Raw genomic sequence first — 26,971 nt, 5'->3', positions numbered from 1 at the left:
CGAAGGCATGGCCGCGACCGACCCACAGCCCGCAAACACCGGCCGCAGCCCGCGCCAGCGCGCGCGTCGACGCCGCGCGCTCCAGTACATCGTCCTCGCGCTCATACTCGCGCTCGCCGCGTACATGGCCGACTGGCCGACGATCGGGCATACCTTCTTCGATCCGGCGCTGATCGTGAACACTGCCGTCCACGGTCTGTGGCGGGCGTTGTGGAACACGCTCGTCTACAGCGCCGGCGGTTTCGTGATCGGCCTGGCGGCCGGCACCCTGCTGGCGCTGATGCGCTTGTCCGAGGTCGCGCCCTATCGCTGGCTGGCGACGCTCTATATCGAGTTCTTCCGCGGGCTGCCGGCGCTGATCGTATTCATCGCGCTGTCGCTGCTGCCGCTGGCGTTCCAGGGGCTGGCCATCCCGTTTTCGCCCTACGGCACGGTCTGGGCGGCGCTTGGCATCGTCGGCAGCGCTTATATGGCCGAGACCATCCGCGCCGGTATTCTGGCCGTGCCTCGCGGCCAGATCGAGGCCGCCCGCTCGCTGGGCCTGACACCGGCGCAGACCCTGCGCCAGATCACCCTGCCACAGGCGTTCCGCCTGATGATTCCGCCACTGACCAACGAACTGATCATGCTGATCAAGGATTCCTCGCTGGTGTTCATCGTCGGCCTGTCGGCGGCCGATTTCGATCTGACCAAGTTCGGCCGTGCCGCCGCGAACAACCACGTCAACATCACGCCGCTGGTGGTGGCCGGCCTCGGCTATCTGATCATCACGCTGCCGCTGTCGCTACTGGTGCGACGCATGGAAGCCCGCGCCGCGGCCGGGCGCCCGGCATGAGCGCCGCCCTGGTGGAACTGGCCGGCGTGGCCAAGACCTTTGCCGGCAGACGCGTGCTCGACGATATCGATCTGAAAGTCGCGCGCGGCGAAGTGGTGTGCGTGATCGGGCCGTCGGGCTCGGGCAAGTCGACCCTGCTGCGCTGCGTGAACCGGCTGGAAACGCCGGACGCCGGGCGCGTCGTCGTCGCCGGTGTCGATCTCACCGATCCGGACTGCGATATCGACGCCGCCCGACGCCAGATCGGCATGGTGTTTCAGCAGTTCAATCTGTTCGCCCATCGCAACGTGCTCGACAACTGCGCGCTGGCCCTGCGCACGGTGCTCGGCCTCAAGCGCGCGGATGCCGAGCGCAAGGCCCGGCAACAGCTCGAATGGGTCGGTCTGGCCGATCGCGCCACGGCCTATCCCAGCGAATTGTCGGGCGGCCAGCAACAGCGCGTGGCGATCGCCCGGGCCCTGGCGATGGACCCGGCGCTGATGCTGTTCGACGAACCGACATCGGCGCTCGACCCCGAGCTGGTCGGCGATGTGCTGACGGTCATGCGGCGGCTCGCCGATGCCGGCACGACAATGATCGTGGTCACCCACGAGATGGGCTTCGCGCGCGAAGTCGCCGACCGGGTGGTGTTCATGGATGCCGGGCGCATCGTCGAACAGGGTGCCCCCGCACAAGTGCTCGGCCAGCCACGCATCGAGCGCACCCGCGACTTTCTACAGCGGGTGTCGGTGTCGGGTTAGGACCTGCCGGGTTCGTGCCGCCTTCACGCCACGACCCGCCCCCGGCCTGCGTCGGTGGTCCGCGGCCGCTGCCGCGGGCAACGCCAAGCGTCGGTTGGAACCGGCGCTAAGCCGCCGGCCGCACGACCAGAACCGAGTGCCTCGCATGCCGGACCACCCAGCTGGCGACGCTGCCCAGCAGCACATCGCTACGGCACGGGTTGTGCGAGGCCATCACGATCAGGTTGACCTCATGATCGTCGGCGGCATGCACGATCATGCGGCCCGCCGAGCCAGTCAGCACATGGGCGCTCCAGGCGAATCGGGTGCCCAGTCGCTCCTGAGCCATACGGTCCAGATGACGCTGGGCCTCGCCCGTGATCTTGTGCATGTAACGGCGCTCGATCGAGGGAAAATAGCCCAGCGACAGCCGCGGCAGCACACTCAGAACGATGAACGTACTGTCGTGCATGGCCGCCTGTTCGAGCGCGGCCGCGAAAACATCGTCCAGGTCGTGCGTTTGTTCCAGATCGATCGGTAGCAGAATCTTGTGCGCCATGATCGCACCCGCTGATGGCCCTGCGTCCATCGTCACCGCGCGCGGCGGGCCCAGGCTTGATCCGGATCAAGACTGCCGCACCGGCGCCGGGCCATGATGCCATCACGGGACACGGCGGCAGATTCATCATGCATACCGACGACAGCCTCGATCCGCTGGCGGATATCGCTCGCGTCATCGAGCACGCCTACCAGGCCGGCGAGATCGAACCGTTGGCCGCCACGCTGGCGACGGTGGATTCCGCACTGAACCGCCCATCGGCGCGCACGGTCTACGTTCACCTGCTGCCCGACGGCGTCGCGTTCTTCGTCAACACGTTCAGCGGCAAGGGCCGGCAACTGCTCTGGAACCCGTACGCCGCGCTGTGTTTCTACTGGCGCAAGATCGAGCAACAGACCGTCGTCGAGGGGCGCTGCGAAGTGCTCGATGAACCGACTGCCGACCTGCTGTGGCGCAAACGCCCGCGCGAGAGCGCGCTCGTGGCCAAGGCCCTGGACGCGACGCCGGACCCGACCGACGACGAGAATCTGGCCAAGCGGCTCGCCAGCACCCGGCAGCGCTACAGCTTCGAACACCCGCCACGGCCCGATCAGTGGCAGGGCTATCGCCTGCTGCCCGAACGCGTCGAATTCTGGAGCGCGGGCTGGGACCGGGCGCGCTATCGCCAGGTCTATCAGCGGGAAAGCGGCGGCGGCTGGCAGGTCACCCGCCAGCCGCCGTAACCGATACGGCCGCCGCCTCCCGCGGACACGCCGGTGCCGAACGGCGGGCCGGGTACGGCGGCAAAAATCGAGCGTGGCATCCGGCGCACGCGGCCCGGGCGCCGGACGCCTCAGCCGGCCGACGAGCCGGCGGTATCGCGCTCGGTTTTCGCGCCCTTCGACGCATCCTCTTCGACATCATTGGCTTGCCGCACCACCAGCACCGAGTGCCGTGCGTGCTTGACCACCTGGGCGGCGGTGCTGCCCAGGAACACGTCCCAGACCACGGGGTTGTGCGAGGCCAGGATGATCAGATCGGCCTCGAGCCGGTCGGCGGCTCGCACGATCGTCCGGGCGACCGGCCCGAGCTCGACTTCGATGCGCCAGTCGCAGCGATCGTCCAGCCGTTCCTCGCCGATCCGGGTGAGCTCCTTGCGGGCATGCCGGGTATAGCGCGCCACGTAATCGGAATCCATGTACGGATAGGCGGTGGCGTAATGCCCGAGCTCCACGTTGAGCAATACCACCGTGGCCGGCTCGATGCGAACCTGGCGACCGACGGCTTCGAACACGCTGTCGAATACCGCGGGTTGGTGGAGATCCAGTGGTACGAGTATCGTTTGCGGCATGATGAGCACCTCGATCGGTGGGCGGAAGCGAGTCCCCAGTGTCGGCGTTCGGCGGCGACGCACGATTGATCCGGATCAACCGCGGCGTACCGGTGCGCGATACCGCGGGGCGGTTTCACGGGGACATGTCGCCGCCCACTGCGTCCCTGCTCGCGCTCGCCGAGCCCTGGCTGAACAGGCGTGCTGATCGCGTCGCCTTTTGCTTTACAAAAATTTTGCAGGGCACGCGCCGTACCCGCGTTCAGGTGAAACGGCCGCCGGCATCAAGCGACCACCGGGGCATGTACGATGCGCGCACACGCTGGGCCCTTGCGCCTGGCCACGGTTCCCCCGGGAAGACGTCATGTCCGATACCTCAGTCGACCACCGTGCCACCACGGCACGCCTGCGCCGGTTCGCACCACTGCTGCTGATCGCGGTCGTTGCCGCGCTGCTGCTGGTCGAATCGAGACATGTGAACCTGGCCGCGATCCAGCATGCGCTGGCCAGCGTGCCAACGATCCTGCTCGGGGTGCTGGGCCTCGGCGGGCTGCTCGCGATTGCGGTCATGTCGAGCTATGACGTGCTGGCGGCCCGCTTCATCGGCCTCGACCGACGCGCGGCCACCAGTCTGCGCCTGGGCATGCTGGCCAACGGCATCAACAACATCGCGAGCCTGTCGGGCATCACCGGTTCCGGGCTGCGGGTGTTGCTGCTCACGCGTGACGGCGCGGCCACCGCGGCCGCCGTGCGCTACGCGACGCTGGTGGCCAGCGCTTCGCCGTTGGGATTGTCGGCGCTGGCCTGGGTGACTCTGATCATGCGTCCGGCGATTCTGGCGGCCACACCGGTCCCGGAGCTGCTGGTCCTGATCGCGCTCGGCGTCATCGCACTCTACCTGCCGGCGTATTTCGTGCTCGCTACGACATCGCTGCTGCACATCGGCCCGCTGCAGGCCATCGAACGCATCCGCCCCTGGCAGGCCGCCGTTTTCATGGCGGCCTCGGTGATCGACTGGGCGATCGCCGGCGCGTTGCTGTGGGGCTGTCTGGCGGTACTCGGCGCCGACGTGTCGCCGGCCGCGGTGATTGCCGCCTTCGCGCTGGCGGCCACGCTCGGCATGCTCAGTTTCCTGCCCGGCGGGCTCGGCGTGTTCGACGTCACGCTGGTGGCGCTTCTGGCCGCGCACGACGTCAATGCGGCCACCGCGGTGGCCGCGCTCGTGCTCTACCGTGTGGCTTATTATCTGGTACCGCTCATCTTGGCGCTGGCACTGGGGGCCAACGAGCTGCGCGCGACCCGGCTGGCCGAAACCGTACGCACGCATCCGGCGATCCAGCTCATGGCCTGGCCGGTCGGGCGTGTGGTCGATCTGGGGATTCGCGTGCTGGCCTGGCTGACCGCCGCCTGCGGCGTGGTGCTGCTGGCCGGCGCGGCTTTTCCCAACCTGATCGCTCACACGCGCCTGCTGCACGCCTGGCTGCCGCTGGGCGCGGTCGAGGCCAGCCACATGGCGAGCGTGGCGGTGGGCCTGACACTGGTGTTTGCGGCCCGCGGCCTGTCGCTGCGGTTGACGCGCGCGCTCTGGCTGGCGCTCGGCCTGCTCGTCGCGGGTGCGGCCTTCGGCCTGATGCGCGGCCTGGACTGGGGTACGAGCCTGATGCTGGTGGCGGTGGCCGGCGTACTCTGGCTCAATCGCGCCTCGTTCGACCGCCGCGGCAGCCTGGCCCGCCAACTCGGCGAATGGCAGTGGCTCGCCACGCTCGCGGCTGCGCTCGCCGTCTATTTCATCATCGGCGAGGCGTTTTACCCGGCGCACGGCGCCAGCGTCTTTCACTTCAATTTCGGCGCGCACGGACCGCGTTTCCTGCGCGGACTGATGATCGCGCTGATCAGCGTGATCGTGCTCATGGCCTGGAGCTGGCCCCGCTGGCCGCGTCCCGAGCTGGCACCGCCGACGGCGAGCGACCTGGATGGGCTGGTCGAGTGGCTCGGCAGACATGGCTCCAACGGCTATTCCCACCTCATGCTGCTGGGCGACAAGACGCTGCGCTACAGCGCCGACGACCGGGCGATGATCGGCTTTGCCGCCATTCGCAACCGCCTGGTCGCCCTCGGCGATCCCGTCGGCGACAGCGAGGCGCGCCGCGCGGCGATCGCCGATTTCCGGCGTTTCGCCGAAGCCGCGCATTGCACACCGGTGTTCTACCAGGTCGGGCCCGATTATCTTTCGGACTATCTCGACCACGGCTTCGCCCTGTTCAAGCTGGGCGAAATCGGGCGTGTCGACCTGAGCGATTTCACGATGACGGGCCGACGCAACGAAGACAAACGCGGCGCGATCAATCGCGGCAACCGCCTGGGGCTGACCTTCGAACGGCGCGAGCCGCCCTTCGACACCACACTCATGGGCGAACTGCGGGTGGTCTCCGACGACTGGCTCGGCGAGAAACCGACCGAGAAGTCATTCTCGCTCGGGCGCTTCGACGCCAACTATATCCAGCGCGCCCCTGTGGCCCTGGTCCGCGACGGCGAGGGTACGTTGCTCGCCTTCGCCAGCATTCTGCCAAGCTACGGGCATCGCGAGGAATTCTCGATCGACCTGATGCGTCATCTCGAGCGCGCGCCCGGCGGCACCATGGATTTCCTGTTCGTGCGCCTGATGCAGGAGGCACAGGCCATGGGCTACCACTGGTTCAATCTCGGCATGGCACCGCTGGCGGGCGTGGGTGACACGCCGTGGGCCAGCACCGCCGAACAACTCGCCCGCCTTGCCTTCGAGCACGGCAACCGCTTCTACAACTACAAGGGGCTGCGCGCATTCAAGGAAAAATGGCACCCGGTCTGGCAATCGATGTATCTGGCTTACCCGCCGGAGGCCGGCCTGTCCGCGCTACAGCTCGATCTCGCCGCCCTGGTGGCCGGCGGCTACCGCCATATCATCGGGCACTGAGCGGCTCATGCCGGCCCGGTCCGCAACCGCCCCGCGGCGAAAACGCCCGCGCCCGTCGGCGCCCACGCGCCTGATCGGGCTCAACAAGCCGTTCGACGTGCTATCGCAGTTCACCGACGACGCCGGCCGCGCGACGCTGGCCGATTATGTCGATGTGCCGGGCGTCTACCCGGCCGGCCGGCTGGATCGCGACAGCGAGGGGCTGTTGCTGCTGACCAATAACGGCAAGCTCAACGCCAAGATCACCCAGCCGCAACGCGGGATGCCCAAGACCTATTGGGCGCAGGTGGAAGGCACGCCGGACGCGCACCAGCTCGCCGCCCTGCGCGCCGGTCCGACGATCAAGGACGGCCCGACCGCGCCGGCCGATGTCGTCTGCATCGACGAGCCCACGCTCTGGCCCCGCCAGCCACCGGTGCGCTATCGCAAGACCGTGCCGACGCAATGGCTGGCGATCACCATCACCGAGGGCCGCAACCGCCAGGTCCGACGCATGACCGCGGCGGTCGACCTGCCCACGCTGCGCCTGGTACGCATCGCCATCGGCGGCTGGCGCCTCGGCGACCTCAGGCCCGGCCAGTGGCGGGATTTCTAAGGGTTATTGCCGTTTCACACGGCACCGCGCCGGCGGGCCTGTGATTAATCCGGCAACAAAACAGCTGACTTCATCAGCTGTTTTCAACGCCTTCAAAAATAAAAGCCGGCGCCTGTCCGTCTTTTATTTTCAAAGGCTTCGCGGCCAATGGCCGCGGCGAGCATGCGGTCGCATACTCGCGCTATTAACCCGAAAAATCATCTATTTTCGTGCCGGGTTAATAACGCTTGCGGCGCGAAAAAGCGCCGAAACAGGGCAGTGAATTGACGCTACGGGACGCTAGTCCAGCGCGCGGTACAGCGCGGTGAACTGGGCGGCGGCGCGGCTGCGGGGCGCGAATGCGCGCACGGGCGCGCGATGGGTGCCCATCTGTTCGACATGGCTGCTGTAGTCGATGAATACCTCGGGCGCCTGGGCCATGCTCTCCGGCGGCTGTTCGATCAGCTGTCGGTGCAGGCGGCGGCGGCGATCCGCCATGGCAAAGAACGGCCGCACTCCGGTCTTGCCGACTTTTTTTTCCGCGATGTGCTCCAGCACCTCGTCCAGCGCCCGCAGCGACAGCGGCGTGGGGACGACCGGCACGAGCACACGATCCGCGGCCCGCAGGATCGCCGTCGCCAGCGCGCCGATGCCCGGCGGGCAGTCGAGAATCAGCAGGGAGTAGGTCTCCGAAAACGGTTCAATCAGCCGCTCCAGCACCTTGCGCGGGCTCTTGGCCGCATGGATCTCGGCGTCCCATTGGCGATAACCCCGATCGCCCGGCAATACCGACAGCCGCTCGTAGGCCGTGGGCTTTACGTAGCGGCCCAGCGGCACACTGCCGGCCACGATCTTCTTGGCCGAGATGCCGGCCGGTTCGTCGATGCCGAAATACCAGCTCGCCGCGCCCTGCGGGTCGAGATCCCAGAGCAGCACATGGCGGCCGGCCGCAGCCGCCTCGTAGGCGAGGTTGACCGCGGCGGCCGTCTTGCCGACACCACCTTTCAGACTGTACAGCGCCCAGGTTTTCATGCGCCCAAGGTTACGACAAACGCATCGCGCGTGCATGCGTGGCAGCGAGCCAGCCCTTGCTATATTGCCCCGATGCGAATCGTCATCCTGGCCGATACCCACGGCTTTCTCGACCCGCGTATCGCCGAGTGCGCGGCGGGCGCGGCGCTGATCTGGCACGCTGGCGACGTCGGCGACGGCATCGCCGCCGCACTTGCGGCGCTCGCCGACGAGACGATCATCGTCTCCGGCAACAACGACCCGGCGGACGCCCCCTGGCCCGAGGCGGTGAGCCGCGAGCTGCCGGGTGGACGATTGGCGATGATGCACGGCCACCAATGGCCGGCGCGGACACGCCATCGCCGGCTGCGTGCCGAATTTCCCGAAGCGCGCGCGGTGGTCTGCGGCCACAGTCATCGTCGCATGCTGGAAACCGGGGACACCCCCTGGCTACTCAACCCCGGCGCGGCCGGCAAGAGCCGGGCCTACGGCGGGCCGGGCTATATCGAGCTCATCGCCGAAGCAGGCGCGTGGCGTGTCGAACCGGTGGTATTCGAGCCGCTTGCGGGCAGGCGGCGTACGCGGCAAGGCTAGCGATCATCCGGCCGACGCAGCTGCGCGAGCATGAATCGCGCGATCGTGTCGCCGGCGTCCTCCTGCAGGAAATGACCGGCCCGGGAGACGGTGCAGTGGCGCGCCGCGCCCGCGCCGGCAACGCGTTCGCGAAAGACACGATCGCCACCGCGCGTGACCGGGTCGCCATCGGAAAAACAGGTATGAAAGGGACGCGCGAAGCGTTCGAGCGATGCCCACGCCGCGCGGTTGGCGGCCTGCTCGGGATCGTGCGGCGACAGGGGCAGCAGGCGCGGCAGTGCCCGCGGCCCGGCCATGTAGCGGGCGTCGGGAAACGGCGCGGCATAGGCAGCCCTTTCCGCACGTGACAACCAGCGCCGGGTCCCGGCCTGCAACATCGCGCCGACCGGGAAAACCGGGGAATATCGGGCGAAAGCCCGCCAGGCGGACATCAGTGGCCGACGGGGCTCATCGCCGGTCAGCAGAAAGCCGTTGCCCACGAAAACCCGGGCAAAACGCGCGGGCCGTTCAGCCACCAGACGCAAACCGATCAGAGCGCCCCAATCCTGGGCAAAGAGTGTGATGTCGGACAGACCCAGCGCATCCAACCAGGCGCGTACCCAGCCCACATGGGCGCGATAACTGTGCGCGACGATCGCCACCGGCTTGTCCGAGCGGCCGAAACCGATCAGGTCCGGCACCAACACCCGATACCCCGCGGCGGCGAGCGGCCGGATCATGGACCGATAAACAAAGCCCCATGTCGGCTCGCCGTGCATCAGGACGATCGGCCGGCGACGGCGCGGGCCGACCTCGACGTGCGCCATCTGCACGCCGCCGCCGACATCCGTACAAGCGGCCGGATAGTCGAAATCCGGCAGGGCTTCGAAGCGGTCGGCGGGCGTGCGCAGACACGTCGCTGAATCGCTCGACGATCGATTCGGTCTCATGCGCAAAACCTGCCTCCGGCAGCGGTCGGCGGTCCCGATCCGCGCTTGAGCGTATCAAGACAACACGCTAGGGTCTGTTGCCGCGAATCGAGCGTGCGGTTTCGGCACTTTTCCGCCTCATTGCCAAGCATGGAAATACAGGCGAAATTGATGACGCGAACTCACACACAACAGGCGCTGGCGTCGGGTTTATGCTCCATTTAATGATCCAATCCCGGCTTCGGCGGCCGGTCGTTGTCATCGGCCTGATGAGCGCGTTGTTGCTGCTGGCCGGCTGCACCGCGCTTTCAAGCACGACGCGGCGGGCCGGCCAGGCTTCCGTGACCACGCTCAAGGGCATGGCGCATGTAAGCCGGGCCACCAGCCATGCCTCCGTGACCCGGCCGGATGTGCCCCGCTACGCCGATGCCGACGCGTTCGTGCGATCGCAGCGCCGGCAACTGGCACGCCAGGCCGCTGCCGGTGGCGGCGAGGATATCGATGCGCTGGCTGTTCTTTTGCGCAAGCCTGACAATCGCGCGTTGGCACGCTGGATGCAAGCGCATTATCACGCACTGTTCAGCGATCGGTCGGTCTCGGCTTCTACAATCGTATCCAGAATTGACGCGCAAGCTGGATAGCGCGGACATTCAACTCAAATTCCCTCAGGAAGGCATCGAAAATGAAGAAAGTTATTCTGGTTACCGCTGCCGCTCTGCTGTCGACCGGCCTGGCGGCCTGCGGTAACAACAACAGCGGCAATACCGCCTCCGACAACGGCATGTCGTCGAACTCGATGTCGAGTAACAGCATGAGTTCGAACAGCATGTCGGGAGGATCGACGGCTGGTAACACCATGTCCGGCAATACCATGTCCGGCAATTCGATGAGCAACAACGACATGTCGAACAACAGCATGTCGAACAACAGCAAGTAAGACGGCCTTTGGCCCGTCATCGAAACCGGCGTCGTTCGCGGCGCCGGTTTTTTTATGCCCGTTCGCACCCACCGCACCATACGCCGGAGCACGCAACAGCCTGGCAACGAACTGTGGCCGACGCCGGTGCACTCGGGATAGCATCTGAAAAGATGCCGTTCATTTTCCGTACGGACACACGGCGCCACCTTCACTACAAACAATCAACGGGAGGAGAACCCCATGCGCCTAACCATTCTGAGTGCCGTTCTATGCCTGCTCATGGCCGCCCTGCCCGCCGCGGCGGCCAATGACAAGTCCGACGACATCACCGGCGTCTGGCAGACCAAGACCGGAGGCTACGTACAGGTCTACAACAACGGCGGCCGTTATGCGGGCCGGATCGTCGGGTCAGCCAGCGGCAAACCCCGCTATGACACAAAAAACCCCGATCCCGACAAGCGCGGGCGCCGCCTGCTCGGCATCGTGATCCTGCACGGACTGAAATACCAGGGCCACGGGGAATACGACGGCGGCCACATCTACGATCCGAACAGCGGCAAGACCTATAAGGCGAAGGCCACGCTCAAGGGACCGGACACGCTCGACGCACGCGGTTACATCGGCGTCAGTCTGTTCGGCAAGACCCAGACCTGGCACCGTATCGACCCCAGGGCCGAGCATGTGCACCAGAATCTGTTGCATCACCCGGTCGGCGCCGCGCCGCAATCGGGAAGCTGATCGCGACACCGCGGCCGCGCCCCGGAGCCCGGCGATTCGCCGCCCCGGGGCGTATGCCGCAACCACAATCGGCTTGCGGACGTAGGCAAGCACAGGTTTCGACTTTAGGGCCTGTTGCCGTTTCGTGCGAGCGCCGCGTTGGAGACCACAAATCGTGTCCGGCAAGGCGCGAGTCGCCGGTCGTGGCGTGCCACGATCAAGACTTGCAACGCCGCCGGGCGCCCCTAGTAAATTTTTTATGGGCGGCCCAACCCTTCGGGACAAGCGCTGTGTTGCGGCAATCCAGTGTTGTAGCACGCTTGTGCAGAGTGACTGCACGGCGCGCACTACGCCTCGTCTTGCCGCAACACAGCGCTTGGCGCGGACTCGCACGAAACGGCAACAGGCCCTAGAATCAGTGCATGACCACGCCCAGCGAAACCGCCCTGCAACCGCGTCTGACGCCGGCGCAGAATGAAGTGTTCGCGCGCGACGGCTTCCTCGTCATGCGGCAGCTGGCCAATGCCGAGCGCATTGCCGCGATGCGCAGCATTGCGCTGGATCACCTGGAACGCGCGGTCGAACCGCTTGAATACGAGGCCGATGTGGCCTATCCCGGCGCGCCGGCTTCGCGGCTGGCCGAGGGCGGCGACACCGTTCGCCGGTTGCTCGACGCCTTTGATCGCGATCACTGGTTCGCCGATTGGGCGGCCGACGACCGGCTGACGGCCATCGTCGCCCAGTTGCTGGACTCCACCACGGTCTGGTTGACGCCCAACCACCACAATTGCGTGATGACCAAGGCCCCGGCCTATTCCTCGGCGACGGCATGGCATCGCGATCTGCGCTACTGGTCGTTCGCACGACCCCATCTGGTCAATGCCTGGCTGGCGCTGGGCGACGAAACGCCGGAAAACGGCTGCATGCGTCTACTGCCCGGCTCGCACCGCATGGAAATCGGTGCGGACCGGCTCGACGACGCCCAATTCCTGCGCGAGGATCTGCCGGCCAATGCCGAGCTGATCGCCACCGCCGAATACGCCGAGCTGGCGCCGGGCGATGTCCTGTTCTTTCATGCCGGGTTGTTCCATGCCGCGGGCGCCAATGCCGGCCCGGAACGCAAGATCGCCGTGGTCACCAGTTATTTCGGCCGCGACAACGCGCCGGTGGCAGGCACCCGCTCGGCGCGCCGGCCGGCCATCCAGGTCCGAGAGGCATCGCATGCGTAATCTCTCGCACATCGACAACCTGCCCGATCGGTCCAGGCTGCAGAAACGGCATACCGTGGACGGCTTCCGGGACGTGCGGATCGGCAGGGACGGCACGCTCCCAGCCAGCCAGCCGGGCCGACTCAATAGCCAGGGCCTGCTCGATGCCCTCGATCAGCTGCCGATGCAGCAGCAGAAAATGCAGCAACAGCAATGAGCACGCGTGCCCCCGTCTCCACCGCCCGTAATGTACTCGGCGAGCCGTTGAGCGGGTGCTGCGATGCGCCGGTCACCGGCTTCTACCGCGACGGCTTCTGTCATACCGGACCGGAGGACGCCGGCCGCCACGTGGTCTGTGCCGTGATGACCGACGATTTTCTGGCCTTCTCGGCGACACGTGGCAACGATCTGGCCTCGCCACGGCCCGCATTCGATTTCCCGGGGCTGGGTGCGGGTGATCGCTGGTGCCTGTGCGCCGCGCGCTGGGCCGAGGCCTTCGCGGCCGGTGTGCCGCCGCGCGTGGCGCTGACCGCCACGCATGAAGCGGCACTCGAGATCGTGCCGCTGGCGGCTCTCAAGGCGCATGCCATCGATCTGTCGTAGCCCGTCTTGCTCGCAGACGCTCTCGATGCACGCTAGGCTGACGGCAACGCTTTTGCTCGCAGGCGATCCATGTCGATTGTCGATCCGATAAGCCAGATCTTTCTGCGCCTCGAGCGCCGCAACCAGCCGATGCACGTCGGCGGCCTGCAGCTGTTCTCCATTCCCGACAACGCGCCCGCCGACTACGTACATCAACTGGTCGACCGCGCCCGCGCGCAGAACGCGATCCAGCCGCCGTTCGACAAGCGACTGAAGTATCGCCTCGGCCAGCCTTTCTGGCGCGCCGATCACGATTTCGACATGGAATATCACGTGCGGCATCTGGCGCTGCCGGAGCCGGGCGCGATCCGCGACCTGCTGGCACTGGTCTCCATGCTGCACGGCGCCCTGCTCGATCGGGCACGCCCGCTGTGGGAGGTCTATGTCATCGAAGGCGTGACCGACAATCGCTTCGCCATCTACACCAAGTTTCATCATTCGATGATGGACGGCATTTCGGCCATGCGCGTGCTGCGGCGTTTTCTGTCGATCGACTCCGGCCGCGAGCATTTCCGCGTGCCCTGGCAGCTCCCGCCACAGGCGAAAACACGCCCGCGCCCCTGGTCCGCGGGCGTAGCCATGCTACAGAGCAGCTATCGGCAAGCCGCGGCCCTGCCCGCCGCCGCGCGGGCGCTGTACGACGCCTGGTACGACGCACGCCACGACCCGGACTTCACCGGACCGGCCGAGGCCCCGGCCTGCATTCTCAACCGGCCGGTCAGCGGCTCGCGCCGGTTCGCGGCGCAGGGGTACTCGATGACGCGGATCCGCGGCGTCGCCGACGCCTTCGGCGCCACCGTCAACGATGTGGTACTCGCCCTGTGCTCGAGCGCACTACGGCGTTACCTGATCGACCAGGACGCCCTGCCCCGGGCGCCGCTGATCGCCATGCTGCCGATCTCGCTGCATGACGCCGAGGACGCCACCGGCAACCGGATCGCCCTGATCTATGCCAACCTGGCGACCGACATCGCCGACCCGGCCGACCGGCTGGCCGCGATCAAGCGCAGCGTGGATTACTGGAAACGCCGCTACAAACGCATGTCGGCCGAGCAGATCATGGCCGTGGTCGCCGCGATGACCGCGCCGGCCGGGCTGAACCTGTTATCCGGCCTCGCCCCGAGCCGTCAGTCGTTCAACGTGGTCATCTCCAATGTGCCGGGGCCGGAGAACACGCTGTATTTCGGCGACGCCGAGATGCTCGGCATGTATCCCATGTCGATCGTCCTCGATGGCCAGGCGCTCAACATCAGCCTCGTCAGTTATCGCGACATGCTCGAGTTCGGCCTGATGGCCTGTCGGCGCGCGCTGCCGTCAATCCAGAATCTATTGAAATATCTCGACGACGCGCTCGACGAACTGGAACAGACGGCCGGCCTGCCCGCGACCTCGTGAACGCCCGCCCGCGCCCGGGCGAGACGCCGGCATGACCGGCGCATGCCGGCTGTGCGGGCGACACGGCGTGCGCACCACCAGACACCATCTGATTCCGCGCCGCACGCATCGACTCAAACGCATCCGCAAACGCTTCGATCGCGACGATCGTCTCGGCCGCATCCTGCACCTCTGCCGCCCCTGCCACAGCCACATCCACGCCGTGCTGGACGAAAAGGCGCTCGCCGAGGTGTACAACACCCGAGCCGATCTGCTGGCCCATCCCGGGATCGCCCAGTTCGTGGCCTGGATCGCCGACAAACCGGCGGGCTTCCGGCCCGCCATCCGGCAGCCAAAAGATCGCTGAGGCCGTTCAGCCGTCGCGCCGAGCCGCCGCCAGCGCGGCCGATATCGTGCCCGCGGCGAGCGCCGCCGCCGCCAGCGCGAACAACGGCCGATAGCTGCCCCAATCGTCGTACACCCAGGACATGCCGTAGGCCGCCACCGCCTGCAGCACGGCAAAGGCGAGCGTCGCCCAGCCCCAGACCTGCTGCTGGCGCTGCGGCGGCGCGAGCTCGGCCAACGAACCGGAGGTCAACGTGACACTGGCCGGCACCAGCATGCCGACCACGAACGACGACACGCCAAGCGCCACCGGCGCGCTGGAGGCCAGCGGTAGCGCTACGGCCGCTGTCTTGACGCCAAGTATGGCCGCCAGCGCGGTACGGAATCCGAGCCGGCGCGCCAGCGCGCCGGCCACGAACGGCCCGCAGATCGCGCCCGCACCGAACACGATCCAGTAGCGTCCGCCGACGGCGATCCCGCGCCCGAGTTCATGGGCGATGTAATCGACCCAGAACAGGGTGTGCGGCACGAATCCGGCCGCATCCAGCGCGTACGCGGCGATCACCAGCGACAACGTCAGCCCCGGCGCCGGCGCGGCCTGCCCGGTATGCGCCGCGTGACGATCCAGCGGCGCCAGGTCACGCCATACCGCCCACCAGCTCCATAAGGCCAGAGCCGTACCCGCCAGCGCGAAGGCCAACCAGGCCGCGGCGATACCGACATCGATCAGCCACGGCACCAGCGTCCCGCTGGCCGCGATCCCGAGCCCGATGCCCAGAAACACGCGCGCGCCGGTCCCGGCACGCTCGCCCGGCTGCACCCGCGACAACGCCGCCGGCACGCCGACGACCACCAGCATCGCCCCACTCACCCCGCAGGCCAGACGCCAGACCCCGCACCAGATCGCGCCCCAATCCAGTGCACAACCATAAAAGCTGGCGACAGTCACGGCCAGACTGGCGGCGAGCACGGCACGTACACCGAAGCGCTCGGTCACGCGATGCGCCAGCACCGCGCCCACCAGATAGCCGAGCAGATTGACCGCGCCGAGATAATCGGCGGCACGGGTCGAAAACCACCCGGCGTCGACCAACGCGGGGATCAACGGCGTATACGCAAAACGCGCCAGGCCGACGCCCAGCAGCGTACAGATACCGCCCGCCAGGCCCAGCCGGCCCGCGTTCGTGTTGGCCATGATCAATGCAGAGAGAGAACACCGGCGGGCAGTTTGCCACGACCGCCCGCCAACGCCAGGGTCACGTCAGCGCCGCACTCCGATGCAGCAGGCCTCACGACGAGCAGCCTGGCGCGCCCATTGCGCGGTGGCGGTCAGCTCGCCCTGGCGGGCCGCATGAAGCCGGCGGTCGGCGCCGGATGGAGAAGCTGAACCGCGACATCACAGAAATCCGTGAATACGCCGTCGACGCCATAGTCGAAATAATAGGCCGCGAGCTCGGCTGCGAGATCGGGGTAACCGTCGCCGAGCTGGTCGGCACGGAAGGTGTATGGATGCACGAGCAGGCCGCGTTCGTGGGCGTTGTGAACCAGGGCGCCGTTGCCGGCAACAATCAATGACTTGTCCGGGCCGATGCCGTTGGCATAGGTCGCGATCGCGTCGAGTCCGGCCGGCGTGATCCACTCGGCTTCGAGCGCGGTGTCGCCGATCAGCTGAATCATCGGCAGTTCGCTGCTCATTTCCTGCCGCATCAGCCGCAGGTTGGTGGGCGAGAAACTCTGCACGAACACGCGCGCGTCCGGCCCGGTATAACCATATTCGGCCAGCGTCGCGAGTAGCGTGGGCTCCAGCGCGAGGCCTTCGGCGCCGTGGAATTCCGGCGACTTGGTTTCGGGGTAGACGCCCACGCGGCGTCCCGACTGGCGATTCAGGGCGGCGATCAGATCCAGCAGTTCGGTGAACGCGGGCACTGCGAAGCCGTGGGCATTGGCATCGAACCGCCCCGGGAACACCCGCGCGCCGTGTTCATCGACGCGCTCCCGGGCTTGCAGGGTCTTGATTTCCGCGAGCGTGAAATCGGCGGCATACCAGCGTCCGTCGCCGCGGGCGCGACCAGGATAGCGCATGGCGACGTCGGTCGTCCGGTCCAGATGAATATCGTGGCAGCAGATCAGCTCGCCATCACGCGTGGATACCAGGTCGGGCTCTATGTAGTCCGCGCCCAGCGCATAGGCCATGGCGTAGCCGGCCAGCGTATGTTCGGGCAGGTAGCCGCTCGCGCCGCGATGCGCGATGACGATGTTGTCGGTAACAGCCATGACGCGGCCTGCAGGGATGACAGCGCCAGCGTATCGTAGTGCAACGCCGCCGCCCATCGTTTGATGCGACGCGACCACGTACACCAGCCGCTCGCCCGGCTCGCGACCGCACAACAGGCGGTTGACGATGCGGATTACCCCAGCCGCCCGAAACGCCATGCGGCCCGCCCCGCATCGACCGCCGCGTCACGACTGACGGTGTCGGATCAGCCCTTCCTGCGCCACCGAGGCGACCAGCCGGCCTTCGCGCGTGAAGATCAGGCCGCGCGACAGGCCGCGTGCGTCCTGGGCGCCGGGGCTGTCCATGGCATAGAGCAGCCAATCGTCAACCGCCAGATCACCGTGAAACCACAGCGCGTGATCAATGCTCGCCATCTGCATGCCGGGCGTGAAGAACGACACGCCGTGCGGCAGCTGGGCGGTGGTCAGCAGATTGAAATCGCTGGCGTAGGTCAGCACCGCCCGGTGCAGCGCCTGATCGGCCGGCAGCGCCGCCTTGGCGCGAAACCAGACATACTGCTTCGGCTCGCGCCGGTCCGGCGCCAGCATGTTCCAGGGGTGCACCGGCCGCAGGTCGATGGCGATTTCCCGGCCGACCGCCTCGCGCAGCGACTCGGGCACGCGATCGAGCGCGTCGACCCATGCGTGGCGCAGTTCGTCGTGGCTGGCCAGGCCCTCCGGGCCGGGCACGTCCGGCATCTCGGCCTGGTGCACGTAGCCGTCCTCCGCGGCATGGAAGGAGGCCAGCATGGAGAAGATCGGCCGGCCGTGCTGAATGGCCTGGACGCGGCGCGCGGCGAAACTGCGCCCGTCGCGGATATTGTCCACTTCGTAGACGATGGCCTTGTCCATGTCGCCCGGGCGCAGGAAATAACCGTGCATGGAATGGGCGAGCCGGCCCGGGTCGACCGTACGCGTTGCCGCCACCATCGCCTGTCCGGCAACCTGGCCGCCGAACACGCTGCGACCGCCCAGATTACGCGAACTGCCGCGAAACAGCCGATCCTCCAGCACTTCCAGATCGAGCTGGGCCAGTAGATCGGCGACCAGCGCCTCGGGCTTGTCAGCCATATTCACCCTCCCGGTACAACGAGCGCGTCAGTTTAGAGGCTGTGGCGATTTCGCACGAGCACTCGACCCGCGCTGATCGGGCGCGGGCGCCCGCATGATGAAATTGCAGCGGGCGAAGGCCACCGGACGCTCGCGATCATCCTGCCAGCATTCGGCCTGAACCTGGGCGACGGCCCGCCCGGCCCGGATCACACGCGCCGCCACGTGGCAGTCGGCCGGCCCGGCCGCGCGCCAGTAATCGATGGTGAAATCCACCGGATCGGGCAGACGCGGCTGGGTCTGGCTGATCAACGTCTCCAGCTGCATGGCCAGTTCCAGGACGCTGGCGACCGTACCGCCATGCAGCGCGGGCTTGGCGGCATTGCCGATGTGCACGTCGCGGTACGGCATGACATAACGACAGGCCGCGCCGTCGTCGACGACGCGCAGACCGAGAAAACGCGCGAACGGAATGGCCTCGAGCAGCGTCTCGTAGTCGCCGGTGACACGTGCGTCGCGCAGTCGCCGCGCGGCGGCGTCGGACAGGCTGCGATCGGGAGGCGCGTGCGAGCGCCTCATGCAAGCACCGAGCCGCCGGTGCGTATGAAACTGGCCGTGCAACGTGCGGTCGGCCGGTCGGGGGCGCCCTGATGCAGCACGGCCGTGACGAAGGCGACATGGCCGGTGACGTGATGACAGCGGGCGACCACGTCCAGATCGCGCCCGGCCACCGCCGGCCGCAGATAGTCCATGCGCAGATCGAGCGTGGCGACCGCTTCAAGCGCCGGTACGGCCAGAAACGCCGCCAGGCCACAGCTGGAATCGGCGGCCGTAGTCGCGATCCCCGTGTGCCACAGCCCGGCTTCCACGTCCCCCAGGAAGACCTCGCGATAGGCCAGCCGGGTATGTACCTCGGGCGGACCGGCATCGACCAGCACCAATCCGATGGCGTGGTTGTACGGAATGGCCGCGGTGAAACGCCGCGCGATCTCGCGCCGTACCGCCGGGTCGGTCTTGTCGATGTTGTCAGTCATCGCTGGGAAGATAGCGAGGGCAGCGACCGCTGTCACCCCGACGCAACGGGTCGCTTCGATTACACGTAGACTGCAAGCAGGACGAAGATCCCGCGGCCGGCCGCGCCGGCCCACCGAGGCGAGGCCCGATCACCATGCCGTATACCGAACATGCCCTGTTTCCGCTGTCCACGGTCGTCTTCCCCGGGGGCCTCCTGCCGCTTCGCATCTTCGAGCCGCGCTACCTGGACATGGTGTCGCACTGCATGCGCAGCCAGGACGATTTCGTGGTCTGTACAGCCCGTCCGGCGCGGCACGGGGATTTCGCCGAACCGCGCGCCATGGGCACGCGCGTATCGATCGTCGATTTCGACCGCCTGTCCGACGGCGCGCTGGGTATTACCGCGCACGGCCATACACGGGTGGCGATCGAAGATACGCGCCAGAGCGCCAATGGCCTGTGGTGGGGCGAGGTCACGCCGGTGGACGAAACCAGCGATGGCCCCTGCCCGATCGAATTCGCGCCGCTCAAGGAGATCGTGGCCGCATTGATCGCCGACACCGGCCTGCCCTACGACAGCGCTTCGGTCGACTACGATTCGGCCAGCTGGCTGTCGGCCCGGCTGACCGAGCTGCTGCCCTTCGACGCGGCCACCAAGCACGACCTGCTGACCACCGACGACCCGCAGGAGCGGCTGCGCCGGATCCGGCCGATGATCGAGATCGAAAACGCCGGCACGCGGTCGCGCCGATGACGGGACGCTGTCTGCGCCGGGGTCAGGCGCGCCCGTGGCTCGGACTTTTTGTGGCAATACTGCTGGCCGGCTGCGCCAGCGCCCCGCCCCGTGGCCCCCAGGCCGGCAGCGACAAACAAGCCCAGCGCCCGGGCGCGATAGCACAGGCGATCCGTAAACAGCTCGCGGCCGCGCCGACGAACGCTGACCCCACCCGGGCCGCCCTGCTGCGCTTCTACCAGCAGCGCGACGACGCGCCAGCCTGGTTCGATACCGAAACCTACGAGCCGGGCCCGGCCGGGGCGCGTTTTCTCGATTATCTTGAGCACATCGACACCCAGGGCCTGTCCCGGCGCGACTACATCGGATCGACCGACTGGGCCGCACTGCAGACACCGGGCGCGCGTCCGCCGGCTGCGCTGGCGCATCAGGACATCGTGCTCAGCCGCGCCTTCATGCAGCTGGCCCATGACATCGACCGCGGCCGGGTCCGCGACGCGTCGATTCGCAGCGACTGGCGTCACCATGCGGCCAACGACGACTACCGCCAACGCCTGAGCTCGGCCGTGCACGATGGCGACCCGGGCGGAATCCTTGATGCACTGCAACCCGCCCACGCGCGCTATCGGCAGCTGGTCGCCGTGCTGGCGCAGTATCGAGCGATTCAGGCGAGCGGCGGCTGGCCGCGAATCGCCGCCGGGCCGACCCTGCGCGCCGGCATGCACGATCCGCGTATTGCCGCGCTGCGCCAACGCCTGCGCATCGGCGGCGACCTGGGCGATGCCCCGGCCACGGCCGGCAGCGCGGATCGCTATACGCCGCGGCTGGCCGATGCGGTACGTCATTTCCAGCGCCGACACGGCCTGCACGCCGATGGCCGCGTCGGTCCGAATACGCTGACGGCGCTGGATGTGCCGGTGGCCGCGCGCATCGACACGCTCAAACTGAACCTCGAACGCTGGCGCTGGATGCCGGACGACTTCGGCGCTCGCTACATTGCGGTCAATATCCCCGGTTTTTCGCTGAAGGCGGTTGACCACGGCACCACCGCGCTGACAATGAAAGTCATCGTCGGCGGTACCTACAACAATCGCGCCACGCCAGTGTTCGCCGATCGCATGCGCTATCTCATCTTCCGGCCGTTCTGGAACGTGCCGCACCATATTGCGGTCGATGAAATCATTCCGCACGCACAGCGCGATCCGCAGTACATGGCGCGCCACGGCTTCCAGATCGTGCGCGCCTTCGGCCCCAATGCCACGCCGCTCGCGATCACGCCCGAACACCTGCAGGCGGTCGTCGCGGGCCGCTTGCAGGTGCGCCAGGCCGGCGGCCCCGACAATGCGCTCGGACTGGTCAAATTCATGTTTCCGAATCGTTATGCGGTGTATCTGCACAGCACGCCCGCCGGCCAGCTGTTCAACCGCGACCAGCGCGATCTCAGCCACGGCTGCGTGCGCGTGGCCCGACCGCTGGCGCTGGCCCGGTTCGCGCTGGCCGGCCGCGACGACTGGAATGCCAAACGCATCGACCGGGCCATGCACCAGGGCCAGCGCCAGCGCGTGAACCTGGCCCGGCCGTTGCCGGTCTATCTCATGTACTGGACCGCCTTCGTCGATGCCGACGGGGTCAATTTCCGCCGCGACCTGTATGGCCGCGACCTCCGGCTGGCACGGGCGCTGGCCGCCCTACCGACCGACCGCAGGTCAGCGTCGGCGCCCACGCACTGAGCGTCGGGTTACGCGCTGCGCGCTAACCCGACCTACTGATAACTGCTTTTTTTAACATCCGGCAGACGGAACAAGGATTTGTCCACACCGTCACGGGCCCTAATTGACCGCCTTGCCGACCAGGCTGCGGAGGGTGCCGTCGAAATCGCGGATGGCGTTCGCAGCCGCGACGTTGTGACGGGTCTCGAGATAGCTCGGTTGACTGTAGCTCACATGCACCGTGCCGTCGGTGTCCTGGCTGACCAGAATGCGGGCCGGCAGATCGACCGCCACGGTCTGCCCGCCGGCGATCACCCGGGCCTGTTCGGCGCCGGCATCGAACACCACCAGGGTCGACGGATCATCGTTGGCGTCGAGCATGCTGCCGATACTGTGCGCGGCCGCCCGATGATCGAACTGCTGCAGCAGTTGCAGGTTGCTGTTGTTCTTGATCGCACTGATCAGGTTGGCCAGCGTGGTATCGAAACCGTGGGCGCTGGTGCGATCCACAAGCCCCTCGCCCTGACCGATGCTGCTGACGCTGCCGGTACGGGAGATATTCTGGCCCGATGCATCGTTCGCCAGCGTCGCCTCGTCCCGGCCCAGCCCGTCGAGCGCGTCCTTTGCAGCCGCGAGGTCGTAGCGTGCCGCCAGATAATCGCTGCTGTTGTAGGCCACGCCGACGTTGTTCCTGCTGTCCTGATAGACCAGCATCGCCGGCGGCAGATCCAGTCCGGCACGCCGATCGGCCGCAATCAGCGGCGTCATCCGGCCGGGGTCCTGGTACAGAATCACGCGTGTCGGCCGGATACTGCGACCGGCGTTGCCGGCCTCGGACTGCAGATCCGTCTTGAGCGTGCGGTAATAGTTGTTGCTGCCCATTGCCTGTTCGAGATTGGCGTAGGTCTGGGCGAAGCCGTAGTCCGAGACGGCGACATCAAGCCCGGGCACGTTCGTGTTGCCGACCCGGGCGGTATTGTCGTTGTGCTTGTGGATACCCAGGGCATCAAGCCAATCGATCTTGCAACCGGCCAGAGCGCCCACGCATAGCAACGCCGCCAGGATCGTGATCAGGGCTCGTATTGTCGTGGACATGGCTCGTCTTGTTCGCTGATCGTGATCTGGCCCTGTGTCAAATCAAACCCATCGGGCGCGCAAAGTCCAGCCCTGCGCGCGTGCGGTTGCGCCGTCGCCTCGCATGCGCGCCCACCGGTGTGATGAGGCGGCAGGGCCCGACCGGGCACGTGGCCTGGAGCCGTTGCCCGCCGGATACAGACAGGACCGGCGCGCTACGCGGCGGTGTCGCAGGCTTCCAGTCGGACGCCCGTGGCCTGATCGAACAGATGCACCGGCGCGGCTTCGGCCGGCCCGAGTCGCAGTTCGTCACCGGCAGTGAGCGGTGAATGGCCGGCCACCCGGCAGACCAGCGCCCGGTGTGCGTCGGCGGCATGGATCAGGCTGTCGGCGCCCAGATGCTCCACCATTTCCACACGCTGGGTGAAGATGCCGTGCTCGGCCGGACTCAGGTGTTCGGGGCGTATGCCGACGTCCACATCCTGTTCGCCGCCGGCGTAGCGCCGCTCGAGGGCCAGCCGGGCGCCGTCGGCCAGCATGACGCAGCGACCGTCGGCCGCCAACCGCCCGGGCATGAAATTCATTGCCGGCGAGCCGAGAAAACCGGCCACGAAACGTGTCGCCGGATGATCGTAGAGCACGGCGGGCGGGCCGACCTGTTCGATCCGGCCGCCGTTCATCACCACCAGCCGCTCGCCCAGCGTCATCGCCTCGACCTGATCGTGGGTCACGTACAGCGTGGTAATGCCCAGCATCCGATGCAGCCGCTTGATCTCGATACGCATCTGCACGCGCAGCTTGGCATCGAGATTCGACAACGGCTCGTCGAACAGAAACACCTTCGGCTCGCGCACGATCGCGCGCCCCATCGCCACCCGCTGACGCTGGCCGCCGGACAATTGCTTGGGGCGCCGCTTGAGCAGGCCCGGGTCGAGCTGCAGGATTTGCGCGGCGCGCTCGATGCGCGCCTTGATATCGTGCTTGGGCCGGCGCTGGATGCGCAGCCCGTAGGCCATGTTGTTGAACACGGTCATATGTGGATACAGGGCGTAATTCTGGAATACCATGGCCACATTGCGCTCGCGCGGCTCCAGGTCGTTGACCACGCGTCCGTCGATGCGCACGGTGCCGTCGCTGATCGGCTCCAGGCCGGCCAGCAGGCGCAAAAGCGTGGACTTGCCGCAGCCGGAAGGCCCGACCACGATCAGGAACTCCCCGGCCTGGATCGCCAGATCCAGCCCGTGGATGACGGCATCGTCGCCGTAGCGCTTGACGACATTGTCGAACTCGATCGCAGCCATGCGCGCTATTTCTCCGTATCCACGAAACTCTTTACGAACTGGCGCTGCATGAGGATGACCACCGCCAGCGGCGGCAGCATCGCCAATACCGCGGTGGCCATGATCCAGTTCCAGGACGGCGCCTCGTCGGCCACCGCGATCATGTGCTGGATGCCCATGACGATGGTGGTCATGTTCTCCTGCGTGGTTACGATCAGCGGCCAGAGATAGAGGTTCCAGCCGTAGATGAACTCCACCACGAACAGTGCGGCAATGGTGGTCCGCGACAGCGGCAGCACGATATCCCGGAAAAAACGCAGCGGCCCGGCGCCGTCGATGCGCGCCGCCTCCAGCAACTCGTCGGGCAGTGAGAAGAAAAACTGCCGGAAAAGGAACGTGGCAGTGGCCGAGGCGATCAGCGGCACGATCAGCCCCGAATAACTGTCGAGCATGTGCAGGTCGGCCACCACCTGATAGGTCGGCAGGATGCGCACCTGCACCGGCAGCATCAGGGTGATGAAGATCAGCCAGAAGCAGGTCCGCCGCAGCGGGAACCGGAAATACACGATCGCATAGGCCGAAGCGATCGAGATCACGATCTTGCCGATGCTGATGCCGAGCGCCATCACCAGGCTGTTGAACAGCATGGTGGCCGCCGGTGCGCTGGAACCGTTGCCGCCGGCGGCCAGCACATGCCCGTAGTTGGCCAGCAGATGCGAACCGAACGAGGCCGGGAAGCGACCGACCAGATCCGCCGCGGCATGGCTGGAAGCGATCACGGCCACGACAATCGGGCCGCCGACCAGGAGCAGCCCGCCCAGCAGGATCAGATGCGGCAGAACCCGCCGAAACCCGCCGCGCTCGACCATCAGTAGCGCACCCGGCCTTCGATGAAACGGAACTGCAGCACCGTCAGCCCGATGATGAACAGCATCAACACCACCGACTGGGCGGCCGCGCCGCCGATGTCCATGCCCTGCATGCCAGTCTGGAACACTTCATAGACCAGAATGTTGGTGGCGTTGGCCGGCCCGCCGTGGGTGACCGTGTCGATCACGCCGAAGGTTTCGAAGAAGGCATACACCAGATCGATCACCAGCAGAAAGAACGTGGTCGGCGACAGCAGCGGGAAGATGATGGTCCAGAAGCGTCGGCTGGGGCCCGCGCCGTCGATCGCCGCCGCCTCGATCAGCGACCCCGGCATGCTGTACAGCGCGGCCAGGAAGAACAGGAAGTTATAGGCGATCTGCCGCCAGGCCGAGGCGATCACGACCAGAATCATCGCCTGGCCGCCATGGATATGGAAATTCCAGGCCACGCCGAATACCGAAAGCGCATCGGCAAGCAGCCCCACGCCCGGGTTGAACAGAAAAAGCCAGAGCACGCCGGCGATCGCAGGCGCCACGGCATAGGGCCAGGTCAGCAGCGCCCGGTAGATGCGCCCACCGGCCAGCGCGCGTTGGGCATTGACCGCCAGCAGCAGCGAAACCGACAGCGACAGGGCCGTGGTTGCCGCGCTGAACACCAGCGTCACCCAGAACGAATGCAGATAGTTCGTGTCGTGCCAGAGCGCGACGAAGTTCGCCAGCCCCACGAAATGCTCGCCGCCGCCGAACGCGCCCTGGGCATAGAAGGCCGACACCACGGTTTCGTAGGCGGGCCAGAAGAAGAACACGGCCGTAATCGCCAGCTGCGGCGCGATCAGCGCGAGCGGCAGCCAGCGATGGCCGAAAACAACGCGCCGCTCGATCATCGTACGCCACGCCAGAGCCCGAAGATCACCGCGTTCGCGTGGTCATCAGGAATTGGCGTTCTGGAATTTTTCCAGTTCCGCGTTGCCGCGCTTGACCGCCGAATCGAGCGCCTGCCGGGCGCTCTTCTGCCCGGACCAGACCGCTTCGAGTTGCGCATTGATGATATTGCGGATCTGGTTGTAGTTACCCAGCCGCAGGCCCTTGGAGTTCGCCGTCGGCGGGTGCAGGGTCAGCTCCTTGATGGCCACCTCGGCGCCCGGTTTCCTGTTGTAGAAACCCTGTTTCTTGAGCAACTGATAGGCCGTTTCGGTCACCGGCACGTAACCGGTGTTGCGGCTCCACTCGGCCTGCTGCTTGGGCTGGGCCAGGAAGTTGAGGAATTCCGCCACGCCCTGGTAGTGCGACTTCGGCTGGCCCTGCAACACCCACAAGGAAGCGCCGCCGATGATGCTGTTCTGCGGCTGGTCCACCACCCGCTTGTCGTAGGGCATCGGCGCCACGCCGACGTCGAACTTGGCGTTGTTCTGGATCGACCCGAACGAGCCCGACGACTGGAACAACATGGCGCAGTTGCCGCTGTAGAACAGCGGCATGGGCGAATCCTCGCGCCCGCCATACTGGAATAGGTTGTTCCGGGTCCACGATGCCATCCGGCCGATATGCTCGACGAACGGCTTCTTGTTGATCAGCAGGCGCGCGCCCATTCCCTTGAAACCGTCGTCCTCGGTGGCCAGGGGCTGGTTCTGCCAGGCGGCGAAGTTCTCGATCTGGATCCACGACTGCCAGGCGGTGGTGAAGCCGCACTTCACGCCGGCATCACGCAGTTTTTTGGCGTCGTCGCCGAGCTCGGACCAGGTCTTGGGCGGCCGCTTAAGGCCGGCCTGCTTGAACTCGTCGCGATTGTAGTAGAGCACCGGGGTGGAGCTATTGAACGGCATCGACAGCATGTGGCCGTTGCTATCGGTGTAATAGCCCTTCACCGAGGGAATGAACGCATCCGGCTTGAAGCCGACATCGTGCTGCGCCATCAGCTTGTAGACCGGGACGATGGCGTTCGTGGCCGCCATCATGGTCGCGGTGCCGACCTCGAACACCTGCAGCAGGTCGGGCTGTTTGTGCGCGCGGAACGCAGCCATCGCACTCGTCAGCGACTGCGAATAATTACCCTTGTAAACCGCGTCGACATGGTACTTCGACTGCGAGTGATTGAATTCGGAGACCAGATGGTCGAGCGTCTCGCCGTTCTTGCCGGCCATCGAGTGCCACCAGGTGATCTGGATCGGCTTGTCCGCCGCCCGAGCCTGAGCCCCTGCCGCCACGAGCGCCAGCGCGATAACCGCCGCCGACAAAGCCTGCTTGATGCCTTGCACGCATGCCCCCTTGAAACGATCGATGCCGCCGCGATCCGGTTTAAGC

The 26,971-nt window shown here is 66.7% G+C and carries 30 protein-coding genes; 15 read left to right on the top strand and 15 right to left on the bottom strand.

Features of this window, described 5'->3' with window-relative positions:
• Positions 1-7: 7 nt before the first annotated feature.
• Both ACS8Y6_RS08560 and ACS8Y6_RS08555 read left to right on the top strand, forming a co-directional pair.
• Entirely contained in the window at positions 8-835 is an 828-nt protein-coding gene (locus ACS8Y6_RS08560) for an amino acid ABC transporter permease (RefSeq protein WP_440849281.1), read from the top strand.
• On the top strand, positions 832-1,575 hold the full coding sequence (locus ACS8Y6_RS08555; RefSeq protein ID WP_440849282.1) for an amino acid ABC transporter ATP-binding protein: 744 nt from the start codon (positions 832-834) through the stop codon (positions 1,573-1,575). Before ACS8Y6_RS08560 ends, ACS8Y6_RS08555 begins: the two co-directional genes overlap by 4 nt.
• Positions 1,576-1,681: 106 nt before the next feature.
• Here the strand turns inward: ACS8Y6_RS08555 and ACS8Y6_RS08550 are convergent, their stop codons facing one another.
• Positions 1,682-2,113 carry a universal stress protein gene (locus ACS8Y6_RS08550; RefSeq protein ID WP_440849283.1) on the bottom strand — a complete coding sequence of 144 codons (432 nt, stop codon included), beginning with the start codon at positions 2,111-2,113 and terminating at the stop codon, positions 1,682-1,684.
• A 128-nt stretch (positions 2,114-2,241) separates the two neighbouring features.
• On the opposite strand from ACS8Y6_RS08550, the gene ACS8Y6_RS08545 reads away from it, so the two are divergent.
• A complete protein-coding gene (locus ACS8Y6_RS08545; protein WP_440855387.1) occupies positions 2,242-2,835 on the top strand; it encodes a pyridoxine/pyridoxamine 5'-phosphate oxidase in 594 nt (197 codons plus the stop codon).
• Between the two features lie 110 nt (positions 2,836-2,945).
• Here ACS8Y6_RS08545 and ACS8Y6_RS08540 read toward each other — a convergent pair whose 3' ends face one another.
• Entirely contained in the window at positions 2,946-3,443 is a 498-nt protein-coding gene (locus tag ACS8Y6_RS08540) for a universal stress protein (RefSeq protein ID WP_440849285.1), read from the bottom strand.
• Positions 3,444-3,786: 343 nt separating this feature from the next.
• Here ACS8Y6_RS08540 and mprF point away from each other — a divergent pair, with 343 nt between their 5' ends.
• Both mprF and ACS8Y6_RS08530 read left to right on the top strand, forming a co-directional pair.
• On the top strand, positions 3,787-6,375 hold the full coding sequence (gene mprF, locus ACS8Y6_RS08535) for a bifunctional lysylphosphatidylglycerol flippase/synthetase MprF (protein WP_440849286.1): 2,589 nt from the start codon (positions 3,787-3,789) through the stop codon (positions 6,373-6,375).
• Positions 6,376-6,382: 7 nt separating this feature from the next.
• Positions 6,383-6,970, top strand: a complete 588-nt coding sequence (locus ACS8Y6_RS08530; protein WP_440849287.1) for a pseudouridine synthase — start codon at positions 6,383-6,385, stop codon at positions 6,968-6,970.
• Between the two features lie 279 nt (positions 6,971-7,249).
• Here ACS8Y6_RS08530 and ACS8Y6_RS08525 read toward each other — a convergent pair whose 3' ends face one another.
• The gene (locus tag ACS8Y6_RS08525) at positions 7,250-7,981 is read right to left on the bottom strand and encodes a ParA family protein (RefSeq protein ID WP_440849288.1); all 732 of its coding nucleotides are present in this window, start codon (positions 7,979-7,981) and stop codon (positions 7,250-7,252) included.
• A gap of 72 nt (positions 7,982-8,053) precedes the next feature.
• Between ACS8Y6_RS08525 and ACS8Y6_RS08520 the strand changes: the two genes are divergently transcribed.
• Complete coding sequence (locus tag ACS8Y6_RS08520; protein ID WP_440849289.1) at positions 8,054-8,554, top strand: metallophosphoesterase family protein; 501 nt, start codon at positions 8,054-8,056, stop codon at positions 8,552-8,554.
• Here ACS8Y6_RS08520 and ACS8Y6_RS08515 read toward each other — a convergent pair.
• Complete coding sequence (locus ACS8Y6_RS08515) at positions 8,551-9,483, bottom strand: haloalkane dehalogenase (RefSeq protein WP_440855386.1); 933 nt, start codon at positions 9,481-9,483, stop codon at positions 8,551-8,553. The genes ACS8Y6_RS08520 and ACS8Y6_RS08515 overlap by 4 nt on opposite strands.
• 77 nt (positions 9,484-9,560) lie before the next feature.
• On the opposite strand from ACS8Y6_RS08515, the gene ACS8Y6_RS08510 reads away from it, so the two are divergent.
• Positions 9,561-10,103, top strand: a complete 543-nt coding sequence (locus ACS8Y6_RS08510; protein ID WP_440855385.1) for a DUF3015 family protein — start codon at positions 9,561-9,563, stop codon at positions 10,101-10,103.
• Here the strand turns inward: ACS8Y6_RS08510 and ACS8Y6_RS08505 are convergent.
• Entirely contained in the window at positions 10,066-10,395 is a 330-nt protein-coding gene (locus ACS8Y6_RS08505) for a hypothetical protein (RefSeq protein ID WP_440855384.1), read from the bottom strand. The genes ACS8Y6_RS08510 and ACS8Y6_RS08505 overlap by 38 nt on opposite strands.
• A gap of 226 nt (positions 10,396-10,621) precedes the next feature.
• Here ACS8Y6_RS08505 and ACS8Y6_RS08500 point away from each other — a divergent pair, with 226 nt between their 5' ends.
• From ACS8Y6_RS08500 to ACS8Y6_RS08475, 6 genes are all read left to right on the top strand, one after another.
• On the top strand, positions 10,622-11,119 hold the full coding sequence (locus ACS8Y6_RS08500) for a DUF2147 domain-containing protein (protein ID WP_440849293.1): 498 nt from the start codon (positions 10,622-10,624) through the stop codon (positions 11,117-11,119).
• A gap of 401 nt (positions 11,120-11,520) precedes the next feature.
• Entirely contained in the window at positions 11,521-12,327 is an 807-nt protein-coding gene (locus ACS8Y6_RS08495; RefSeq protein WP_440849294.1) for a phytanoyl-CoA dioxygenase family protein, read from the top strand.
• A complete protein-coding gene (locus ACS8Y6_RS08490) occupies positions 12,320-12,523 on the top strand; it encodes a hypothetical protein (protein ID WP_440849295.1) in 204 nt (67 codons plus the stop codon). Before ACS8Y6_RS08495 ends, ACS8Y6_RS08490 begins: the two co-directional genes overlap by 8 nt.
• Positions 12,520-12,909 (top strand): DUF2237 family protein, encoded by a 390-nt coding sequence (locus ACS8Y6_RS08485; RefSeq protein WP_440849296.1) that lies wholly within the window; start codon positions 12,520-12,522, stop codon positions 12,907-12,909. Before ACS8Y6_RS08490 ends, ACS8Y6_RS08485 begins: the two co-directional genes overlap by 4 nt.
• 69 nt (positions 12,910-12,978) lie before the next feature.
• Positions 12,979-14,343, top strand: coding sequence for a WS/DGAT/MGAT family O-acyltransferase (locus tag ACS8Y6_RS08480; RefSeq protein ID WP_440849297.1), 1,365 nt, complete (start codon positions 12,979-12,981; stop codon positions 14,341-14,343).
• A 31-nt stretch (positions 14,344-14,374) separates the two neighbouring features.
• Positions 14,375-14,689 (top strand): hypothetical protein, encoded by a 315-nt coding sequence (locus ACS8Y6_RS08475; protein ID WP_440849298.1) that lies wholly within the window; start codon positions 14,375-14,377, stop codon positions 14,687-14,689.
• 6 nt (positions 14,690-14,695) lie between these two features.
• Here the strand turns inward: ACS8Y6_RS08475 and ACS8Y6_RS08470 are convergent, their stop codons facing one another.
• The 5 genes from ACS8Y6_RS08470 to ACS8Y6_RS08450 all read right to left on the bottom strand — a co-directional run bounded on the left by ACS8Y6_RS08470 (position 14,696) and on the right by ACS8Y6_RS08450 (position 19,025).
• Positions 14,696-15,862: a YbfB/YjiJ family MFS transporter gene (locus ACS8Y6_RS08470; protein WP_440849299.1), complete on the bottom strand. Its 1,167-nt coding sequence runs from the start codon at positions 15,860-15,862 to the stop codon at positions 14,696-14,698.
• A gap of 134 nt (positions 15,863-15,996) precedes the next feature.
• On the bottom strand, positions 15,997-16,941 hold the full coding sequence (gene glpQ / locus ACS8Y6_RS08465) for a glycerophosphodiester phosphodiesterase (protein ID WP_440855383.1): 945 nt from the start codon (positions 16,939-16,941) through the stop codon (positions 15,997-15,999).
• A gap of 186 nt (positions 16,942-17,127) precedes the next feature.
• Positions 17,128-18,012 carry an acyl-CoA thioesterase II gene (gene tesB, locus ACS8Y6_RS08460; protein ID WP_440849301.1) on the bottom strand — a complete coding sequence of 295 codons (885 nt, stop codon included), beginning with the start codon at positions 18,010-18,012 and terminating at the stop codon, positions 17,128-17,130.
• Positions 18,013-18,039: 27 nt separating this feature from the next.
• Positions 18,040-18,570: a PaaI family thioesterase gene (locus ACS8Y6_RS08455; RefSeq protein ID WP_440855382.1), complete on the bottom strand. Its 531-nt coding sequence runs from the start codon at positions 18,568-18,570 to the stop codon at positions 18,040-18,042.
• A complete protein-coding gene (locus ACS8Y6_RS08450) occupies positions 18,567-19,025 on the bottom strand; it encodes a PaaI family thioesterase (RefSeq protein ID WP_440849303.1) in 459 nt (152 codons plus the stop codon). Before ACS8Y6_RS08450 ends, ACS8Y6_RS08455 begins: the two co-directional genes overlap by 4 nt.
• A 134-nt stretch (positions 19,026-19,159) precedes the next feature.
• On the opposite strand from ACS8Y6_RS08450, the gene ACS8Y6_RS08445 reads away from it, so the two are divergent.
• Together ACS8Y6_RS08445 and ACS8Y6_RS08440 are read left to right on the top strand one after the other, a co-directional pair.
• Positions 19,160-19,759: an LON peptidase substrate-binding domain-containing protein gene (locus tag ACS8Y6_RS08445; RefSeq protein ID WP_440855381.1), complete on the top strand. Its 600-nt coding sequence runs from the start codon at positions 19,160-19,162 to the stop codon at positions 19,757-19,759.
• Positions 19,760-19,809: 50 nt separating this feature from the next.
• Positions 19,810-21,468, top strand: a complete 1,659-nt coding sequence (locus ACS8Y6_RS08440) for a L,D-transpeptidase family protein (protein WP_440855380.1) — start codon at positions 19,810-19,812, stop codon at positions 21,466-21,468.
• A 99-nt stretch (positions 21,469-21,567) separates the two neighbouring features.
• On the opposite strand, the gene ACS8Y6_RS08435 is transcribed toward ACS8Y6_RS08440, so the two are convergent.
• The 5 genes from ACS8Y6_RS08435 to ugpB form a co-directional block, all read right to left on the bottom strand.
• Positions 21,568-22,542: a DUF302 domain-containing protein gene (locus ACS8Y6_RS08435; RefSeq protein WP_440855379.1), complete on the bottom strand. Its 975-nt coding sequence runs from the start codon at positions 22,540-22,542 to the stop codon at positions 21,568-21,570.
• Positions 22,543-22,736: 194 nt separating this feature from the next.
• A complete protein-coding gene (locus ACS8Y6_RS08430; protein WP_440855378.1) occupies positions 22,737-23,822 on the bottom strand; it encodes an ABC transporter ATP-binding protein in 1,086 nt (361 codons plus the stop codon).
• A gap of 5 nt (positions 23,823-23,827) precedes the next feature.
• The gene (ugpE, locus tag ACS8Y6_RS08425) at positions 23,828-24,670 is read right to left on the bottom strand and encodes a sn-glycerol-3-phosphate ABC transporter permease UgpE (protein WP_440849308.1); all 843 of its coding nucleotides are present in this window, start codon (positions 24,668-24,670) and stop codon (positions 23,828-23,830) included.
• A complete protein-coding gene (gene ugpA, locus ACS8Y6_RS08420) occupies positions 24,670-25,551 on the bottom strand; it encodes a sn-glycerol-3-phosphate ABC transporter permease UgpA (protein WP_440849325.1) in 882 nt (293 codons plus the stop codon). The genes ugpE and ugpA overlap by 1 nt, the downstream gene beginning before the upstream one ends.
• A gap of 48 nt (positions 25,552-25,599) precedes the next feature.
• Positions 25,600-26,916 carry a sn-glycerol-3-phosphate ABC transporter substrate-binding protein UgpB gene (gene ugpB, locus ACS8Y6_RS08415; protein ID WP_440855422.1) on the bottom strand — a complete coding sequence of 439 codons (1,317 nt, stop codon included), beginning with the start codon at positions 26,914-26,916 and terminating at the stop codon, positions 25,600-25,602.
• Positions 26,917-26,971 lie beyond the last annotated feature (55 nt).

Origin of the sequence: Salinisphaera sp. RV14 (assembly GCF_052044135.1) — a bacterium.
GTDB lineage: Bacteria > Pseudomonadota > Gammaproteobacteria > Nevskiales > Salinisphaeraceae > Salinisphaera.
The sequence above is the reverse complement of the archived record's forward strand: the minus strand, read 5'-3'. Positions and strand labels throughout refer to the sequence as shown.